This is a genomic window from Streptomyces sp. JH14 (genome assembly GCF_029428675.1).
Classification (GTDB): domain Bacteria; phylum Actinomycetota; class Actinomycetes; order Streptomycetales; family Streptomycetaceae; genus Streptomyces.
On record NZ_JAJNEL010000001.1, the window covers coordinates 245,062 to 262,914 of the forward strand.

15 protein-coding genes and 3 pseudogenes are annotated in these 17,853 nt (G+C 68.7%); 9 read left to right on the plus strand and 9 right to left on the minus strand.

What is annotated here, in order from left to right; all coding sequences use genetic code 11:
• Positions 1 to 44 precede the first annotated feature (44 nt).
• Positions 45 to 221, plus strand: coding sequence for a hypothetical protein (locus tag LRD69_RS01125; RefSeq protein WP_277324655.1), 177 nt, complete (start codon positions 45 to 47; stop codon positions 219 to 221).
• 302 nt (positions 222 to 523) lie between these two features.
• On the opposite strand, the gene LRD69_RS01130 is transcribed toward LRD69_RS01125, so the two are convergent.
• Positions 524 to 2,014 (minus strand): hypothetical protein, encoded by a 1,491-nt coding sequence (locus LRD69_RS01130; RefSeq protein ID WP_277324656.1) that lies wholly within the window; start codon positions 2,012 to 2,014, stop codon positions 524 to 526.
• Positions 2,015 to 2,190: 176 nt separating this feature from the next.
• Between LRD69_RS01130 and LRD69_RS01135 the strand changes: the two genes are divergently transcribed.
• Entirely contained in the window at positions 2,191 to 2,859 is a 669-nt protein-coding gene (locus LRD69_RS01135; RefSeq protein WP_277324657.1) for a DUF305 domain-containing protein, read from the plus strand.
• 78 nt (positions 2,860 to 2,937) lie between these two features.
• Positions 2,938 to 4,320 (plus strand): FAD-dependent oxidoreductase, encoded by a 1,383-nt coding sequence (locus tag LRD69_RS01140; RefSeq protein ID WP_277324658.1) that lies wholly within the window; start codon positions 2,938 to 2,940, stop codon positions 4,318 to 4,320.
• 173 nt (positions 4,321 to 4,493) lie between these two features.
• Here the strand turns inward: LRD69_RS01140 and LRD69_RS01145 are convergent, their stop codons facing one another.
• On the minus strand, positions 4,494 to 4,847 hold the full coding sequence (locus LRD69_RS01145; protein ID WP_277329585.1) for a helix-turn-helix domain-containing protein: 354 nt from the start codon (positions 4,845 to 4,847) through the stop codon (positions 4,494 to 4,496).
• 233 nt (positions 4,848 to 5,080) lie between these two features.
• Positions 5,081 to 5,497, minus strand: a complete 417-nt coding sequence (locus LRD69_RS01150) for an acyl-CoA thioesterase (RefSeq protein ID WP_277324659.1) — start codon at positions 5,495 to 5,497, stop codon at positions 5,081 to 5,083.
• A 314-nt stretch (positions 5,498 to 5,811) separates the two neighbouring features.
• Between LRD69_RS01150 and LRD69_RS01155 the strand changes: the two genes are divergently transcribed.
• The 6 genes and pseudogenes from LRD69_RS01155 (at position 5,812) to LRD69_RS01180 (ending at position 13,004) form a co-directional block, all read left to right on the plus strand.
• Positions 5,812 to 7,575, plus strand: coding sequence for a glycoside hydrolase domain-containing protein (locus LRD69_RS01155; RefSeq protein WP_277324660.1), 1,764 nt, complete (start codon positions 5,812 to 5,814; stop codon positions 7,573 to 7,575).
• Positions 7,576 to 7,606: 31 nt separating this feature from the next.
• Positions 7,607 to 8,686 (plus strand): peptidoglycan-binding protein, encoded by a 1,080-nt coding sequence (locus LRD69_RS01160; RefSeq protein WP_277324661.1) that lies wholly within the window; start codon positions 7,607 to 7,609, stop codon positions 8,684 to 8,686.
• A gap of 171 nt (positions 8,687 to 8,857) precedes the next feature.
• Entirely contained in the window at positions 8,858 to 10,663 is a 1,806-nt protein-coding gene (locus LRD69_RS01165; protein ID WP_277329586.1) for a peptide ABC transporter substrate-binding protein, read from the plus strand.
• A 225-nt stretch (positions 10,664 to 10,888) separates the two neighbouring features.
• Positions 10,889 to 11,846, plus strand: a pseudogene (locus LRD69_RS01170) (IS481 family transposase).
• A 223-nt stretch (positions 11,847 to 12,069) separates the two neighbouring features.
• Positions 12,070 to 12,537, plus strand: a complete 468-nt coding sequence (locus LRD69_RS01175; protein WP_277324662.1) for a helix-turn-helix domain-containing protein — start codon at positions 12,070 to 12,072, stop codon at positions 12,535 to 12,537.
• Positions 12,423 to 13,004: an IS630 family transposase gene (locus tag LRD69_RS01180; protein WP_277329587.1), complete on the plus strand. Its 582-nt coding sequence runs from the start codon at positions 12,423 to 12,425 to the stop codon at positions 13,002 to 13,004. Before LRD69_RS01175 ends, LRD69_RS01180 begins: the two co-directional genes overlap by 115 nt.
• Positions 13,005 to 13,150: 146 nt before the next feature.
• Here the strand turns inward: LRD69_RS01180 and LRD69_RS01185 are convergent.
• From LRD69_RS01185 to LRD69_RS01210, 6 genes and pseudogenes are all read right to left on the minus strand, one after another.
• A pseudogene (locus tag LRD69_RS01185) lies at positions 13,151 to 13,572 on the minus strand (hypothetical protein); the annotation flags it as partial.
• Between the two features lie 29 nt (positions 13,573 to 13,601).
• Positions 13,602 to 14,177 (minus strand): annotated as a pseudogene (locus LRD69_RS01190) (IS701 family transposase); the annotation flags it as partial.
• Positions 14,178 to 14,440: 263 nt separating this feature from the next.
• Positions 14,441 to 15,676 (minus strand): iron-containing alcohol dehydrogenase, encoded by a 1,236-nt coding sequence (locus tag LRD69_RS01195; protein ID WP_277324663.1) that lies wholly within the window; start codon positions 15,674 to 15,676, stop codon positions 14,441 to 14,443.
• A 1-nt stretch (position 15,677) separates the two neighbouring features.
• The gene (locus tag LRD69_RS01200) at positions 15,678 to 16,157 is read right to left on the minus strand and encodes an Ldh family oxidoreductase (RefSeq protein WP_277324664.1); all 480 of its coding nucleotides are present in this window, start codon (positions 16,155 to 16,157) and stop codon (positions 15,678 to 15,680) included.
• Entirely contained in the window at positions 16,154 to 17,614 is a 1,461-nt protein-coding gene (locus tag LRD69_RS01205) for an NAD-dependent succinate-semialdehyde dehydrogenase (protein ID WP_277324665.1), read from the minus strand. The genes LRD69_RS01200 and LRD69_RS01205 overlap by 4 nt, the downstream gene beginning before the upstream one ends.
• Positions 17,615 to 17,690: 76 nt before the next feature.
• Positions 17,691 to 17,849 (minus strand): hypothetical protein, encoded by a 159-nt coding sequence (locus LRD69_RS01210; RefSeq protein ID WP_277324666.1) that lies wholly within the window; start codon positions 17,847 to 17,849, stop codon positions 17,691 to 17,693.
• Positions 17,850 to 17,853 lie beyond the last annotated feature (4 nt).

Here is a 17,853-nt window from a genome sequence, read left to right on the forward strand (position 1 = left end):
GCCCAATGGGTCGGATTGTCACACCGGGGCCTTAGCCTGGAGGCATGTCCCGTTCTCCGTACTCATCCGATTCCGTGCGTTCCGCCGCCGCGGTGAATGAAGAGATTCGCGACCTGTGGCAGCGCTCCGGCGGATGCCTTTCCCCGGACGACGAGGAGCAGTACCAGCGACTGCTCGTGGAGTGGGCCGCGGTGACCGGCGGGAACGCGCGGGCCGCGTGAACCCTGTCCCCCGGACGCCGGGGGACAGCCGATTCCGACGATCCCCCGTGTCGCCGGAATCGGGCAGCCCCGGTCGACCTGCGCCGTGAGGCACCGGTCGGCGGCTGCGCCGATGACGGACAGCATGCACCGGTCAACGCAGAGGTACAGCATGTGCCCGCAGGGCGCATCGGTCAATGAGGCGTCGCACCGCACTCCGCCGCGAGCGGATTCCCGCCGGGCGGAGAACCGCCCGGCGGGAGGCGCCGTGAGCACACGGCGCCGTAACGGCCCGTTCGCCCGCCGTCACCCGTGCAGTCGGATCACCTGGCGAAGTAGTCCGGCTGCGTCTGCACGTTGAGCTCCGGCATGCGCACCCGCTTCGCCGGGTCGGTCCGCCGGTCGTCGAGCTTCAGCACGTCGAAGCCCTTGGCGATGTCGTTGGAGTAGATGTACCCGTTGTAGTAGTACGCCGACCAGGGGCCGGCCGTGGTGACGGCGTCGAGGCTGACGGGACCGCGCTCGAAGTACCCGATCTCCTTCGGTGCCGAGGAGTCGGTGAAGTCCCATACCGAGACCCCGCCCTGGTACCAGGCCTGGACCATCAGGTCGCGGCCCTTGACCGGGATGATCGAACCGTTGTGGGCGACGCAGACCTCGGTGGTGGCCTGCGGGCGGTCGATCTTGAAGTAGCTGCGGAAGACCAGCTTGCGGTGATCGCCCTTGCCGACGATGTCGTAGATGCCGTCGGCGCCGCGCTTCGGCCCGATCTCGTCGTTGCAGGTGGCAGCGCCACCGCCGCCGAGCTCATCGGTGAACACGACCTTGTCGGCCTTCTGGTTGAACGTCGCCGAGTGCCAGAACGCGAAGTTCACATTGTCCTGGACCCGGTCGATGATCTTCGGGTTCTCCGGATCCTTGATGGAGAACAGCAGACCGTCGCCCATGCAGGCACCGGCGGCCAGGTCCTGCGACGGCAGCACGGTGATGTCGTGGCAGCCGGTCGTCTTCGAGACACCCGGATTGGTGGGCGCGCCCGGGTTGCCGCCGTCCGGGAAGAGCACCGGGAAGTTCACGATCGCGGCCTTCTCGGGCGCCTTGCGCGGCACCTTGATGACCGAGATCCCGTCGTGCGGCGGCTGGCAGTCGGGGAACGTGTCGCTCGGCGAGTACGACGAGACGTACACATACACGCTGCTGCGCTCCGGAACCAGCGTGTGGGTGTGCGAGCCGCACGCGGTCTCGACGGCGGCGACGTACTTCGGGTTGCGCTTGTCGCTGATGTCGAAGATCTTCATGCCCTCCCAGGAGGACTTCTCCGTGGCGGGCTGGGTGGCGCTGGCGCACGAGTTGTCGCTGCGCGAGGAGTCGGTGGACAGGAACAGCAGGTTCCCGGAGACCGAGATGTCGTTCTGGGATCCCGGGCAGAGGACCTGGGTGACGGTCTTCGGGGACCTCGGGTTGCTGATGTCGTAGATCCGGAAACCGTCGTAGTTCCCGGCGAACGCGTACTTCCCCTGGAAGGCCAGGTCCGTGTTGAGGCCCTTGAGCGCGTCCTTCGGGATGTTGACCAGCGGGGTGATGTTGTCGCTGTGGACGATCTCGTCCACGCCGGGTATCTCGCCGTCCTCGATGGCGGCCGTGGCGACTGCCTCCTGGGCGGCGGAGAGACCGGTACGGGTGGCGGATGAATCACCGGGGTCGGGCGTCGCGGCCGCGGGTCCGGCCGTCAGCAGAGCGGCGAAGAGTCCGGCGGCGGCAGCCGCCACACCCAGACGTCTGCGCCGCACCTGGGTGGTGTGCAACGAAGTCACTGCGTCCTCCCCTGAACCAGTACGTAGTTGAACTATCGATCGACCCCGGCAGTATCGTCCTCCCCATGGGTATCCCAACAGATGGCAACAGAGACGTAATGAAAGTTTCTGACACGTGAGATTCCTGATGCGTGGTGAATGATCCGCAACTACCCCATGTGACGCTGGAGGAAGCTTTGTTGATTTACCGTCAGGTTGCGAAGGTACGCAGATCCGTGGTCGCCGCCGTCGTCACGGCAGCCGTGCTCTCCCTCGGCGCGTGCGATGCGGGCGACGGAGACACAGCCGCGAACACCAAGGCGGACAGGGGTCCTTCGGTCGTGGCCCCGGGCAAGCCGGGCGAGCCCGCGCAGACGCTGTCCGTCGAGGAGGCCGCGAAGGCGGCGGGGGACGACACTCCCAACTCGGCCGACTTCCGCTACGTACAGCAGATGATCCAGCATCACGCGCAGGCCGTGGAGTTGACCGGCCTTGTGCCCTCACGGGCCTCGTCCAGCGCGGTCAAGCGGCTCGCCGAGCGCATCTCCGCGGCGCAGAAGCCGGAGATCGGCGCCATGGAGGGCTGGCTCACGCACCACGGCGGCAGGAAGCCGCAGAGCGGGCACGACCACGCCGGGATGCCCGGCATGGCGACGCAGGCACAGCTGCAGCAGCTGCGGGCGGCGAAGGGCAAGGCCTTCGACGAGCTCTTCCTGAAGCTGATGATCACGCACCACCAGGGAGCGGTCACGATGGCGACCGAGGCCCTCTCGCAGGGGAACAACGTCCAGGTCGAGGAGATGGCGGGCGATGTCGTCGCCCAGCAGACCGTCGAGATCGACCGGATGCGCGCCCTGTCCTCCTGACGCGCCGCACGGTCGCGCCTCTCCCCTGGCCGGGCAACCGGTGCGATGCTGGAGGCACCCTCAGGGAAGAGGTGCGCCGTGCTCCGTGTCGCCGTCGTCGGCTCCGGACCCAGCGGGGTCTACACCGCCCAGTCTCTGGTCGCGCAGACCCGGGTGCCCGATGTCCGGGTGGACGTGCTGGACCGGCTGCCCTGCCCGTACGGCCTCGTGCGATACGGCGTCGCCCCCGACCACGAGAAGATCAAGTCTCTGCAGAACAGTCTGCGGACCGTCCTGGAGCACGAGCGGATCACCTTTCTCGGAAATGTCCAGGTCGGCGGCGACGGACTGCCACCCGAACGGCTCAGGGAGCTGTATCACGCGGTGGTCTACTGCGTCGGGGCCGCCACCGACCGCAGTCTCGGGGTGCCGGGCGAGAATCTGCCCGGCAGCCACTCGGCGACGGAGTTCGTCTCCTGGTACAGCGCACACCCCGATGCGGCTGCCGACGGCTTTGCCCTGCAGGCCCGTTCGGTCGTGGTGATCGGCGTCGGCAATGTGGCCGTCGACGTGGCACGGATCCTGGCGCGGAGCGCCGAGGAGCTGCGGCCCACCGACGTGCCGCACCCGGCGCTCGATGTGCTGGCCGGCAGCCGGGTCCGCGAGGTGCACATGGCGGGCAGGCGCGGACCGTCGCAGGCCAGGTTCACCACCAAGGAGCTGCGTGAGCTGGGCACGCTGCCCGGAGCGCGGGTCGTGGTGGAGGAGGCGGAACTGGCCCGCGATCCGGCATACGCCCCCGGCGCTGCGCCGTCGGATGTACCCGCGCCCCTGTCGGGGGTGGCCCGACGCAATGTCGAGGTGCTGCGCGGGTGGGCCGAGGCCGGTGCCCCCGCCAGCGGGCCGGACCCGGTGCGCACGATCCACCTGCGGTTCTTCCTGCGCCCGGTCGAGCTCCTGGAACGGGACGGGCGGGTCGCCGGGGTGCGCTTCGCGCACACCGCTCCGGACGGCAGCGGGGGCGTACAGGACACGGGGGCGTACGAGGACATCGACGCCCAGCTCGTTCTGCGGGCGGTCGGCTACCGCGGGCTGCCGCTGCCCGGCCTGCCGTTCGATCCGGCCCGCGGCACCGTGCCCCATCTGGCGGGACGGGTGCTCCGGGACGGGGCACCGGCGCCCGGTGAGTATGTCGCGGGCTGGATCAAGCGGGGGCCGACCGGGGTGATCGGCTCCAACCGGTCGTGCGCGAAGGAGACCGTGGCGTCGTTGCTGGATGACGCGCCGCAGCTCTCCGGGCGGCCGACGGCGCCCGATCCCGTCGCCGCACTGCGGGCATGGGGGCTGCGGCCGGTGCAATGGGACGGCTGGCAGTCGATCGAGCGGGCGGAGGCGGCATGGGGGCGGTCGCTGGGCCGTGGGCCGGTGAAGATCCCGGACTGGGCGGGACTGCTGGAGGCCGCACACAGCAGCCCGCACTGACACGAGGCCACGGAACCGGGACCGGGACCGCGGCGCCGCGTCAGCCCCAGGGCCTTTCGTTTGGATCATGCTGGGCTCGCGGGGGCCGGCACGCACATCTGCCGCGTTGTCGTCAGTCCTCTACGCTCCGCGGCGGGCCGCTCCCTGATCCAGCCTGAGCCAGACGAAAGGTCCTAGCCCAGCCGGTCCGCCTGCCGGTTCACGGCGGCGAGGATGCTGTCGAGCAGCCCGGGGAACAGCGCGTCGAGGTCGTCGCGGCGCAGCCCGTTCATCTTGGAGGTGCCCCGGTAGGTCTGGCTGATGATGCCGCTCTCGCGCAGCACCCGGAAGTGGTGCGTGGTCGTGGACTTGGACACCGGCAGCTCGATACGGGAGCAGGTGAGCTCGTCCTCGACGGCGGCCAGCACACGGACCACCCGCAGACGCATCGGGTCGGAGAGCGCGTGGAGCACCGACTCGATCCGGATCTCCTCGCGCGCAGGGTGGGCGAGGGTGCGGACGCCGGTGCCCGGGGCGGCCTCGCTGATGGCAGTGACGGTGGCGTCGGTCACGGTGGCTCCACTTCGTCGCTGCGTCCGGACGGGTCCATGGTACGAGGCTCATCGTACTTTGCCGAGCGCCGCACCACGGAGGCAGGACGGGACAGGACGGGTGCAGTCCTGGACGCGCAGCACAGGGAGGGCACCCCGGCAGAGCGGGCGCCGCAGGGCGCCCCGCATCCACACCGTTCACCGGCGCCCACACGACGGCGGGCCCGCAGTCAGCCGCTCAGCAGATCCGGCCTCTCCGCCAGCGAGGCGAGATGGCCGGCCGGGTCGGCGATGAGTCTGCGGGCGGTCAGATCCAGCATGCCCGCCACACCCGTGATCTCCGCCGCAACGGCACCGTCCTCCTTGATGATCCTCTGTACGACCTCGAAGGTCTTCCCGCTTCCGTATACGAACTGACAGGTCACCCGGACCCGATCGCCGCCGCGCAGCTCCCGCAGGTACTTCACCGAGACTTCCAGCGCGACCGGGCCCACGCCGCCGGCCAGCAGTTTCTCCTGCGACAGACCGGCGGCCCGCAGCAGCTCCCAGCGGGCGTGCTCGGCGTACTGCAGATAGACGGCCTGGTTCAGATGCCCCTGTGTATCGAGTTCGTAGCCGCGGACCGTCACATCGACAAAGAAAGACATGACGTCCCCAACACCGTTGCGTATTCCGTCATTCCCCGCACATTCCCCCGACGGAACGCCCGGCGCCGCCGCACCCGGGACTCGCTCCGCAGGTGCCCGCTGCCGAAGTTCCGGACCGGACCGGACCGTTGGCTCGGCCGCCCCTCACTGTTTGGTTAAAAATTTTCAGGAACAGGTAGTGCAACGCAACTCAATGACGCGCTACCTTTCGCCTGCCCGGCCTTCGGCGGCGTCGCACAACAGTGCTCGACGGCCCCGAAGTCCGGGCGTGAGGTGCACTGTCCTGTCCATCCCAGATGCCGACCTGGAGTGTCATGACCCTGCCCAGACCCCCGCGAGCACGTCTGCGCGCCGCCAGCACGGTGCTCACCGCGCTGGCCGCACTGAGCACCGCCGCACTGAGTACCGCCACCGCATCACCTGCCGCCGCCGAGGGCGCGAAGGACATCTCCTATCGCGGCTATCACGTACGCGTGCCCAGCAGTTGGCCGGTCATCGACCTGGCCGCGAACCCCGACACCTGTGTGCGCTTCGACCGCCACGCGGTCTACCTCGGTCACGCCACCGCCGCCGGCCAGGCCACCTGTCCGGCCGGGCTGGTGGGCCGCACCGAGGCGCTGGTGATCGAACCGCTGGACGCGACGGGCCGGAAGTCGCTGGACGGCTCCACCCGCATCGCACCCAAGGGATCCGCCAAGGCGGCGGTCCCGCGCACCGCCGCCGCCCCGTCCGGGCGGATACGTCAGGCGGTACCCGCCGCCGGCGTACTGGTCACCGCATCGGTGGGCGCGGACGATGCCGCCGCGCAGACCATCCTGGACAGCGCGGCCCTGGACACGGACGCCAAGGCCGTCACACTCTCCGTCGCGCCCTCGGCGCAGGTCGAGGCCATGGCCGCTGCAGCCGTGGCTCCGCAGCCCGGCAGATACACGGGCCTCGGCTTCGACCCGTGCGCCGCACCCTCCAACGCGCAGATGTCCGCCTGGTCCGCCTCGCCGTTCCGGGCCATCGGGGTGTACATCAGCGGCATCAGCGCGGCCTGCGCCCAGCCGAACCTGACCGCGCCGTGGATCCAGACGCAGACCTCGGCCGGATGGCACATCATCCCGATCCATGTCGGCCTGCAGGCGCCGTGCAACTCCTTCAGCCACAAGGTGTCGTACACGCTGTCCACCGCCGCGAGCCAGGGCCGCTCCGAGGCCCAGGAGTCCCTCGCCGCCGCCGCGGCGCTCGGGCTGCCGCAGGGCAGCGTGCTCTACAACGACATGGAGGCGTACGACCAGAACAACGCCGCCTGCAGTGACGCGGTGATGACGTTCCTCAGCGCGTGGACCGACGAACTGCACGCCAACGGCTACCTCTCCGGCGTCTACTCCTCCGCCGGCTCCGGCATGGTGGACCTGGCCGGGGAGTACAACACCGGCACCTACACGCTGCCGGACCACATCTGGTTCGCCCGCTGGAACAGCGCGGCCGACACCGACGCCAAGCCGTACGTCCCGGACGAGTACTGGGCCGACCACCAGCGCATCCACCAGCTCACCGGGGACACCGACGAGACCTGGGGCGGCGTGACCATCAACATCGACCGGGACTACCTGGACGTGGGCACGGGGCCGTTCGGCAACTCCTGCTCCGCGAACCTGGACTTCTCGCTGTACGGCTCGATCTCGGCCGGTTCCTCCGGCGGAACGGTCAGCGCGGCCCAGTGCCTGCTGCAGCGCCAGGGCTACTACAGCGGCGCGGTGGACGGGGCGTTCGGCGCCGGCACGACCGCGGCCGTGCAGTCGTTCCAGAGCGCCAAGGGCCTGTCGGCCACCGGCACCGTGGACTCCCACACCTGGACCGCCCTGCTGTCCGCGGGCACCAAGCCGACGCTCCAGTCGGGTGCCACCGGAACGGACGTCAAGCGCCTTCAGCGGGCGCTGATCGCGGCCCGCGGCCAGACGCTCTCCATCGACGGCGACTTCGGTCCCGCTACCACCGCGGCCGTCAAGGCGTACCAGACCTCCCAGGGCCTCACCGCCGACGGCATCGTCGGCAGTCTGACCTGGACCGCCCTGCAAGCCGGCAAGTGACCCCCGCCCCATGACGATTCAAAGGAGAACCATGTCTGCGTACGGAGTTCGCCGGCGGGCAGGCCGCGGTCTGGCGGTCGCGGTCGCGGCCGGACTGCTCGCGCTGAGCGCCGCCGGCCCCGCGGCGGCGGCCACCGCACCCGCACGGACCAATCTGCTCTCCTCCGACTGCCCGAGCACCATCAAGCAGGGGCAGGCGAGCGGGTGTGTGACGGAGCTTCAGACGCTCCTGAACTTCGGTGGGGCCACACTGACGGTCGACGGCGACTTCGGCCCGGCGACCACCGCGGCGGTCCAGGCGTATCAGACGTCCCGCGGGCTCACCTCGGACGGCCTGGTCGGCCCGGCGACCAAGGCCGCGCTGTACTACGAGGACCCGGCGGTGGCGATCGACCTGCGTTCGCTGCGCTGCCCGGCGGACCTGGAACCGAACGAGAACGACGGCTGTGTCACCGAGCTGCAGAACAAGCTCAACGCGCACGGGGCCGCACTGACCGTGGACCATGTCCTCGGCACCGCCACCACGAACGCCGTGCGCACCTACCAGTCCTCGGTGGGGCTGCCGTCCACCGGGGAAGTGAACCCGGCCACCAAGGCGAAGCTGTACGGCGACCCGGCACCGCAGCAGCCGGCGGACCTCGGCGCGGGGCGTTATGCCGCCGTCGTGAGCTTCGCCCAGGAGGCAACCGGTCAGAACATCCAGTACGTCTGGGGCGGCGGCCACGAGACGGACTTCGGCCCGTCGATCGGCATCTGCGACGACTACTCGGGCTCGATCACGCCGTGCCCGGCCGACAAGGAGGTGGGCCTGGACTGCTCGGGCTTCACCCGCTGGCTGTACTGGCGGGCGGGGGCCGGGAACATCGGCCAGACCACCCGGGATCAGGTGGTCAACCCGCGCCTCGCGCAGGTGACCGCGGCCACGGCGGTCCCGGGCGACCTGGTGTACTTCGGCGGCTCGCCGTCGACCGTGCACCACGTCGGTGTCTACATCGGCAAGGTGGACGGGGTGGCGATGATGATCAACGCCTCGCACACCGGCACGTACGTCCGGCAGGACACCGTCGCGTCGCACACGGACCTGCTCGGGTACTACCACCTCACCAACTGACGCGCGGCGAGTGACGGTGGTCGGCTCCGCGGCGCGGAGCCGACCACCGAATCTTTGTAACTTTTCGACGTCAAAGCTGAGTGTGGCGAATTTTACTTACTAAGGTGCCGCCAGGCGCGCCGCCACATCGACCTCCACCGCTCACATACAAGGGAGTTGTCCCCGTTGAACGTGCGCATACTTCGCAGAACCGCTGCGACCCTCGCCGCGCTGGCCCTGCCGCTCGTCGCGCTGCCCACACCGGCGGCCGCATCCGGCGACACCACCCTCCGCGTGACCATGGACACCTCCGGAGTGGACACACTCAACCCGTTCCTTGCGTACTTCGACGGCGCCCTGGACATCTTCGGCCAGGTCTATCCCTCGCTGAACTCACTCAAGCCGGACGGCAGCGCGACTCCGTACCTCGCCGACTCCTGGACCACCTCCGCCGACAAGCTGAGCTGGACCTTCAAGATCCACAAGGGTCTGAAGTGGTCCGACGACCAGCCGATCACGGCCGAGGACGCCGCCTGGACGCTCAACCTGATCATGACGAACGAGACCGCGGCCACCGCCAACGGCTCGCTGGTCCGCAACTTCGCCAAGGTCGAGGCCACCGACGCGAACACCCTGGTGATCACCACCAAGGCCCCGCAGTCGAACATGCTGTACGTCTCCACCCCCAGCAGCATCCCGATCGTGCCCAAGCACATCTGGGAGAAGCACACCGGCGACCTCAAGAACTTCAAGAACAACAGCTTCCCGCTGGTCGGTTACGGCCCCTGGAAGCTCACCACCTACAAGACCGAGCAGTACGCCAAGCTCGACGCCAACAAGGACTTCTTCCTCGGCGCCCCCAAGTACGACCACCTGCTCGAGCAGCAGTACAAGACCACCGACGCCGCCGTGGCCGCCCTGCGCAGCGGTCAGATCGACTACGTCACCTCGATGAACTCCACGCAGTTCAAGGCCATGCAGAGCGAGAAGAACGTCACGGCCTTCCAGACGCCCGGCCACCACTGGACCGCCATCGAGATCAACGCCGGGGCCAAGACCCGTAATGAGAAGCCGATCGGCACGGCGAACCCTGTACTGGCCGACCAGGCCGTGCGCACCGCCATCGCCTACGCCACGGACAAGAAGACCCTGGTCAAGAAGGTCCTCAACGACCTCGGCGCACCCGGCGTGGGTTATCTTCCGCCCGCCTGGAGCCAGTGGGCGTGGACGCCCGAGGCCGGCAAGGCGGTGGACTTCGATCTCGCCAAGGCCAACGCGCTGCTGGACGAAGCCGGTTACAAGAAGGGCAAGGACGGGGTGCGAACGGCCCCGAAGTCCGGCAAGAAGCTGAATCTGCGCCTGGGTATCCACTCCGACAGCACCGGCGACGCGCAGATCTCGTCCTACGTCAAGGGCTGGCTCAAGGACATCGGCATCGAGGTCACCATCCAGCCGTTCGGCATGACCAAGCTCAACGACAACCTCGCCAAGGGCGACTGGGACATGCTGATGGACAGCTGGGGCACCGGCCCCGACCCCAGCTACATGCTCGGCATCCAGACCTGCGACACCCGCCCGCAGGACGACGGCACGAGCGGCTCCACCGATGCCTTCCACTGCGACAAGGAGTACGACAAGCTCTTCCAGGAGCAGATCCAGGCCTTCGATCCGGCCGAGCGCGCGCGCATCGTCGGCGAGATGCAGGACATCCTCTACCGCCACAACCAGGACATGATCCTGTACTACGACAACGGCCTCGCCGCGGCCCGCACCGACACTGTCAAGGGCCTCGTCTCCGGCAAGGCGGACGCGGCAGGCGTGATGCCCACCCAGCTGGCCTTCTGGAACTACATCAAGGCAGCTCCGGTCAGCGAGAGCGCCGAGTCCTCCATGTCCACCGGGACCCTGGCAGCCGGTGTCGGCGGTGTGGCACTGATCGGTGTCATCGGAGTGCTGCTCCTCCGTCGTCGCAAGGCGAACGCGGGCGACCGCGAGTAGTTCGCACGTCACAACAGGAGCGCCCGGTACCCCTCTCGTTCGAGAGGGGTACCGGGCGCTCGGCGTACGGCCCGGTTCGGGAGAGCGTCCCCCGGAAGCAGCCCAAGGCCGTTCGGCACTAGGTGTATTGATCACGAGCGTTGTTGACACGTCGTGGGGCTTGATCATGACGAAGACCTCCGGTGTGGTGGAGCTGTCTAGGACTGCACCGCACCGGAGGTCTTCGTGTCCCACCGTAATGCCCGTCTGACCGTTCATGGCAGGCGGCTCCTGGTCGAGCGCGTCAGCTCCGGCCGTCCGGTCGCCCATGTCGCTGCCGAGATGGGCATATCCCGCACCACAGCGCACAAGTGGGTCCGCCGGTTCGCCGCCGAAGGCGACGCGGGCCTGCACGACCGATCCAGCCGACCCCGCACCACCCCGCACCGGACCCCGGCCGCCACCGAGACCGAAGAGTCTGCCGGCTGCGGCAGGAACGCAAGCTGGGCCCCGCCCGGATCGGCCCGATCCTCGGCCTGCCCGCGTCGACCGTGCACCGCGTCCTGACCCGTAACCGCCTGAACCGCCTGGCGTTCCTCGACCGCCCACCGGACAGGTCATCCGCCGTTACGAGCGCGAGCGCCCAGGCGAGCTGGTCCACATCGACGTCAAGAAACTCGGCCGGATCCCTGATGGCGGAGGCCACAAGGTCCTCGGACGACAGGCCGGACGCGCCACCCGCAGCAGCATGGGCTTCGACTACGTACATTCCGCCGTCGACGACCACACCCGCCTTGCCTCCAGCGAGATCCACTCCGACGAGAAGGTCGCCACCCGCACAGCCTTCCTCCTCCGCGCCGCCGCGTTCTTCCAAGCCCACGGCATCAGCCGCATCGAACGCGTCCTCACCGACAACGCCTGGGCCTACCGCAAAGGCCTCGCCTGGAAAGAGGCACTCGCCCACCTCGGCGCCACCGGCAAGCCGACCCGCGCCTATCGGCCCCAGACCAACGGCAAGGTCGAACGCTTCAACCGCACCCTGATCGAGGAATGGGCCTACGTCCGCGCCTACACCAGCAACGATGAACGCACCGCGGCCCTGGACGACTTCCTCCACAGCTACAACTACCATCGCTGCCACACCGCACTCGGAGGCCAGCCGCCCATCAGCCGAGTCAACAACGTCGCAGGGCAATACAACTAGTGCTGGATTCCGCTTTCAGTGGGTATACATGCTGGTGGCGGGGTTGTTTGGGGTGGTCGGGGTGGGTGGTTCGGGGTGGGTGGTTCGGGGTGGTGTTGCGGGCGCGACAGAGCCGTGATTCGGGTGAGGGTTCGGTGGTGCGGCGGTTAGCTCGAGCGCGGAAGGCGCCGGCGGACTTGGTGATGCGGGCGCGGATGGTCGAGCTGAGCTGGGCCGGGTCTCGGTGCCCGCGATCGCCTCTGAACTGGGTTGTAGCCAGAAGACGGTGCGGTGTTGGCTGCACCGTTTCAACCGGTACGGTCTCGAGGGTCTGGAGGATCTGGGCGGGCAGGGCCGCAAGCGGCGGATCACCGAACTCGAGCGGTCGAGGATCATCGCCCTGGTCAGGCAGCCCCCGCCGGGCAGACTGATGGTCCAGCCGGGCGGGGATCTCGAGGCCATGGACGAGGCAGGACCGCCGGAGTGGACCCTGGACGCGTTGGCCGGTCGGGCAAGGGAACTGGGGATTGAGGTGGGTCGCTCGCAGGTCCGCAGAATCCTGCTGGCCGAGGGCGTCAGATGGCGCCGCACGCGTTCCTGGATCCGTTCCAAGGATCCGGATTTCGAGGGAAAAGGACGCGGGTCGTCGGCCTCTACACCTGCCCGCCCGAGGACGCGACGGTCGTCTGCGTCGACGAACTCGGGCCGGTGATCCCGCGTACCTTCCCGCCGGCGCCGGGCTGGTCGCCGGACGGACACCGCATCAAAGCTGAGGTGGAGTACAGCCGCGGACCGGAGAAGACCTGGGTCTACGGCGGCTTGCGTGTCACGGACGGGCAGCAGGTCACCATGACCGCGTCCTCCCGCAACAGTGCCTTCTACCAGCGGTTCTTGCGGAAGCTGGAGGAAGCTAACCCGGCGGGCGACATCTACGTGGTCACCGACAACCTGTCCTCCCACAACAGCCTGTCGACCCGGACCTGGCTCGAGGACCACCCGCGTATCCGACACGTCTTCATACCCGTCGGCGCGTGCTGGCTCAACCTCCAGGAAGGCTGGTGGCGCATCTTCCGCAAGGCCGCCCTCGCCGGACAGACCTTCGCTGGCCCGGACGAAATCACCCAGGCCACCGAACTCGCGACAGCCCAGCTCAACGCCCGCGCCAGGCCATGGGTCTAGGGCAGACCGGCACCACCCACCCGCCACTTGCGCCGCCGATATGTGTACTGCCTTTGAGGAAACATCTACGACGAAGCAATCGCCTTCCCGCAGCCGACACCCGAACTCGCTGCAGCAGCGGCTTGACGCTTATCAGCGTGGGATGTCTTGTCGCCGGCGACCGCGTCCGGGCGGGTGCGGGAACGGCCCCTCCTGCCACGGAACTTGATCTTGTCCACGACCCGCGCGAACCGCGGACTGTCACCGGCCTGGCCGGGAGTGAGGACGAACGACAGCGGACGACAGCGCCGGTCGGCTGACAAGTGCACTTTGCTGGTCAGCCCACCCCGGGAACGACCCAGGTCAGCAGCCTTCAAACGCGCCCGGCGGCGTCGCCGCAGCCGCCGCCGCTCGGCTCGTTCCGGGTCTCCGTCCTGTTCGTCTTGCGGCTCTTGTCCCTTCTTCCCGCCCCCTTTTCGGACTCTGCGGCCTCCACCAGAGCTTTCAACTGCTCCTCGTCCAGAACCATCCCGGCGGCGTGGTGGTGAGCGCGGGAGGTAGCAGAGTCCACGCTGACCAGCGACAAGTCCACCTCGCCGCGTTCTGCGGCATACCCGATCCGTAAGCGGCGTCCGCGGTGACCCAGGCGATCGGCAGCGGCGAGGCCAGCGCCCTGCGGACGATCGTTGCCGCAAGGGTGTTCTTGGTGGCGAACTCCCGCTGGTCGGGGACCTTGGCGGCGCGGCAGCGGTCGCGGTCGTCGGTCCAGGACTTGGGCAGGTAGAGCTCGCGGTCCACCAGAGCGCGGCCAGCCGTGCTGGCGTAGGCGGCGAAGACGCCGATCTGGCAGTTCTCGGTCCGGCCGGCGGTTCCGGAGTACTGCCTTTGAACTCCGGCGGAGGTGGTGCCCTTGTTCAGGAAGCCGGTGTCGTCGATGATCAGTACCCCGTGGGGGCGGCCGAGGTGTTCGGCGATGTAGGTCTGCAGGTCGTCGCGGATGTTGTCGGGGTTCCAGTGGGCTCGGGAGAGCAGGTGCTGCAGTCCGTCGGGGGTGGCGTGGCCGACGGGTTCGGCGAGCTGCCAGCTGTTCTTGCGGGCCACCGGGGCGAACAGTCCGCGTACGTAGTCCCGCATGCGGCGGCGTGGTTCGACGCGGCTGAAGTGGTGCCCGATGGTGGTGAAGAGGTGGTCCAGGTCGCGGTCCCAGGTCTCGGCTGCCTGTTCGGTGATCACGACGCGAGGCTTCCCCGGCCCGGGAGGACTTTGCCGTCGTGGGCACTCCTTCGAGGGGCGAGCGGGCAGAAGCCGTCCGTGACGGCATCCTGCCCGCTACACTCCCACCACTCGACGTTTCCCCAGGTCAAGCCACGAAGTACTGCTGGAGTACTAAGTCGTAGCCGACAATTCCGATACCCAGGGTGGGGCAGGGAACTCGTCGTCATGTGAAAGGCCCGTCACTATCTCTGCTCCGGAGTCAGGACGTGTCGGGTCCGGTCCCCGATCCAGGCCGCTTCGAGGATCGCGGTCAGACTGGCGGTGTCGGTCGGGCCTGGATGGTTCTGGATCAAGCGGGTGACGCCACTGGCCATCTCCGCGAAGCGCGGGAGGTCGGCGCGTGCCACGCCGATGTCCGCCAAGGTGGCAGGAATGCCGATGTCGGCAAGGAGCCCGTCGAGCCAGGTGAGGAACGTATCTGCGGCCTCGGCATCCGAGGCGTCGGTCACGTCGAGCCCGCACACCCCGGCGAGGATGGTCAACCGGTCGCCGATGGCATCCCTGGCCGCGTCCAGCGCGTAGGGCAGCAGCAGCCCGACGCCCAGGCCGTGCGGTGTGTGGGTGGCTGCGCCGATGGGGTATTGGAGGGCGTGCGGAGCCGCGTTGCCTGCATGGGAAAATGCGAGCCCGGCTAGCATGGACCCATAGGACATGTCCGCGCGCGCGTCCTTGTTGCCTCCGTCCCTGACGACATGGGGCAAGCTGCGGGCGATCCGCTTCGCGGCCAGGAGCGCGTAGTGATCGGTGATCGGGTTGCGGCCGAGGAAGACCTGCTCCACCGGGTCGCGCGGTCCGTGGGCCCGGGGTCGCGCGGTGTAGCTCTCCACCGCGTGACAAAACGCGTCGATGCCGGAGTGGGCAGTGACGGTCGCAGGGCAGGTGTAGGTGAGCTCGGGGTCGACGATGGCGAAGTCGGGCACGATGTGGACGCTGGAGACCCCCACCTTCAGCTCGCGGTCCGGGTCGGTCAACACCGAGACTGGCGTGAGCTCGGAGCCGGTCCCTGACGTCGTCGGAACCGCGACGAGAGGAATCGTCGGACCCGGCACCTTCGACTCGCCGTAGAAGTCGCGCGGCGTCCCACCGTGGCGCCGGATGACGCCGACGATTTTGGCGAGGTCGATCACCGTGCCACCCCCGATGGCGAGGATTACGTCGGCGTCCACCTCTGCGGCGACCGAGACGGCCAGGGCGACATCGGCGAGTGGCACGTCCGGAGTCGCGTCGGCAAACACCCCGACGACTTCGGCCTTCTCCCGCACGGCGGCCACGATCTCGGCCACGCCCGGCTGCCCCAGAAGAACCCGGTCGGTCACGATGAGGACTCGCGAGCCACACTCGGCCACCACTCGTGGGATGTTCTGCGCGACCCCTTCGCCCACTATCAGCTGGCGTGGTCCGCGGACGGTCTCAAGCATGTCAGTGCCTCTCTGGAACGTCGGCGGTGATTTGCTGGGCCAACGTCCAGTTCACCTGCGAGACCGGGACGGCGTCGGCTGCCGGGTGGCGCAGGCGCGCGCCGGGCTCCCAGACTCGGTCGTGCCCGGGCGCCCTCGGGTCCATCGCGATGAAGACATCGCCCCTGGTGGGCAGGTCAGTCGGGTCGACGGTCCCGCGGACATCGTCGCCAAGGGCGGTACGAGTCAAGGTCGCGACCAGCACCTCGATCATGAGCCCGAGGGCGTAGCCTTTGGGACCATCGAAAGGGCTGATCGCCCCATCCACCGCCGCGGCCGCGTCTGTGACGCGCACACCGGCGGAGTCGACGGCGTCCCCGGGTGCCAGCGGATTCGTGCCGGCCATGGCCCGGGTCCCGCCCCACGGGTGGAGGCCGGTCAGGTCATGTGTGCACAGGGCGCGGTCATCCTCGGCGGGCACCCGGAGCAGCAAACCGGTCACGGTAGGTCGATCGCCGCGTAGGTGACGTCGAGGTACTCAAGGATGCCCTCGTGCGACCCCTCCTTGCCGATCCCGGACTGCTTCACGCCTCCGAACGGAGCTGACGGGTCCGAGATCAGACCGCGGTTGATGCCGACCATCCCCGTGTCCAGCCCCTCGGTGAACCGGAGCGCCCGTTGGAGGTCACGGGTGAAGACGTATCCGGCCAGGCCGTGCTCGGTGTCGTTGGCCTTCGCCATGACCTCGTCGTCGGACGTGAACGAGATGATCGGCGCCACCGGGCCGAAGATTTCCGCCTGCAGTATCCGCGCGTCTTCGGGCACGTCGACGATGACCGTAGGCGGGTAGAAATGGCCTGGCCCATCCGGACACTCGCCGCCCACCAGGACGCGGGCGCCGCGATTGACCGCGTCGGCGACGAGCTCGTCGATCTCGGTGACCGAGGCCTCGTCGATCAACGCCCCGACGTCCACGCCGTCGTCGAGACCATGGCCCACCGAGAGCGCGCCCATCCGCTGGGCGAAGCGCGCCGTGAACTCCTCGCGCACCGGCTCCTCGACGTAGATTCGGTTCGCCGCGATGCAGGACTCCCCGATGTTGCGCATCTTGGCCACCATGGCACCGTCGAGCGCGACGTCCAGGTCCGCGTCGGCACACACGATCAAGGCCGCGTTGCCGCCCAGTTCCATGGAGGTGCGCAGCACGTTGTCCGCCGCCTGTCGTAACAGCACGCGCCCGACCTCGGTCGACCCGGTGAACGAAAGCTTGCGGGTCCGACGGTCGGCCAGCAGTGCTGAGACCACCTCGCCGGAACGCTCGGTTGTCACGACGTTGACGACGCCCGGGGGAACGCCGACCTCCTCCATGATGCGGGCCAGGAACAGCATGGTGAGTGGCGTCCGGGCTGCCGGCTTGGTGATCGTCGTGCAGCCCGCCGCCAGCGCAGGAGCGATCTTCCGGGCACCCATGGCCAACGGAAAGTTCCAGGGCGTCACGAAGACGCACGGTCCGACCGGCTTCGGCACGGTGAGGATGCGATATCCACCAGCGGGAGCGGCGTTGTAGCGCCCCTCGACGCGCACCGCCTCCTCGGCGAACCAACGGAAGAACTCGGCACCGTAGGCCACCTCTCCCCGAGCCTCGGCGAGCGGCTTGCCCATCTCGAGCGTTATCAGCCGGGCGACCTCCTCGGATCGCTCGGTCAGTGCCCGGTACGTCGCGGTCAACAACTCTGACCGCTTTCGCGGCGGGGTCGCCGCCCACTCCGCCATTGCCTTGCTCGCCGCGTCCAGAGCGGCGAGCCCGTCGACGACGCCGGCGCCCGCCACCTCGGCGATGGTCTTGCCGGTGGCCGGGTCCTCGACGACAAAGGTGGCTCCGCCGGCGGCGTCGCGCCAGACGTCGCCAATCCGGAGCCGCCGGTGCTCGGGGGCCAGGACGTTCATCGGGTCACTCATTGCGTCGCCTCCTGTGATGTTCTTGGTGATGTCCGGCGTGACCTCGGCGATCGCGCCACGCGCGTGGACGAAGCGGTCACACGACCTCGTCGGGGTCGAGGTTGCCGAGCGGGTCGAACGTGGCCTTGGTTGCAGGGCGACGCCCCGCGCCACCGATCGCCTTCTCGGGCCATGGCTGCTTCAGCGTCATCAAGGCGTGCTCACCGGTGACGGTCCGCCGAGGCTCGATTGCCACGTGC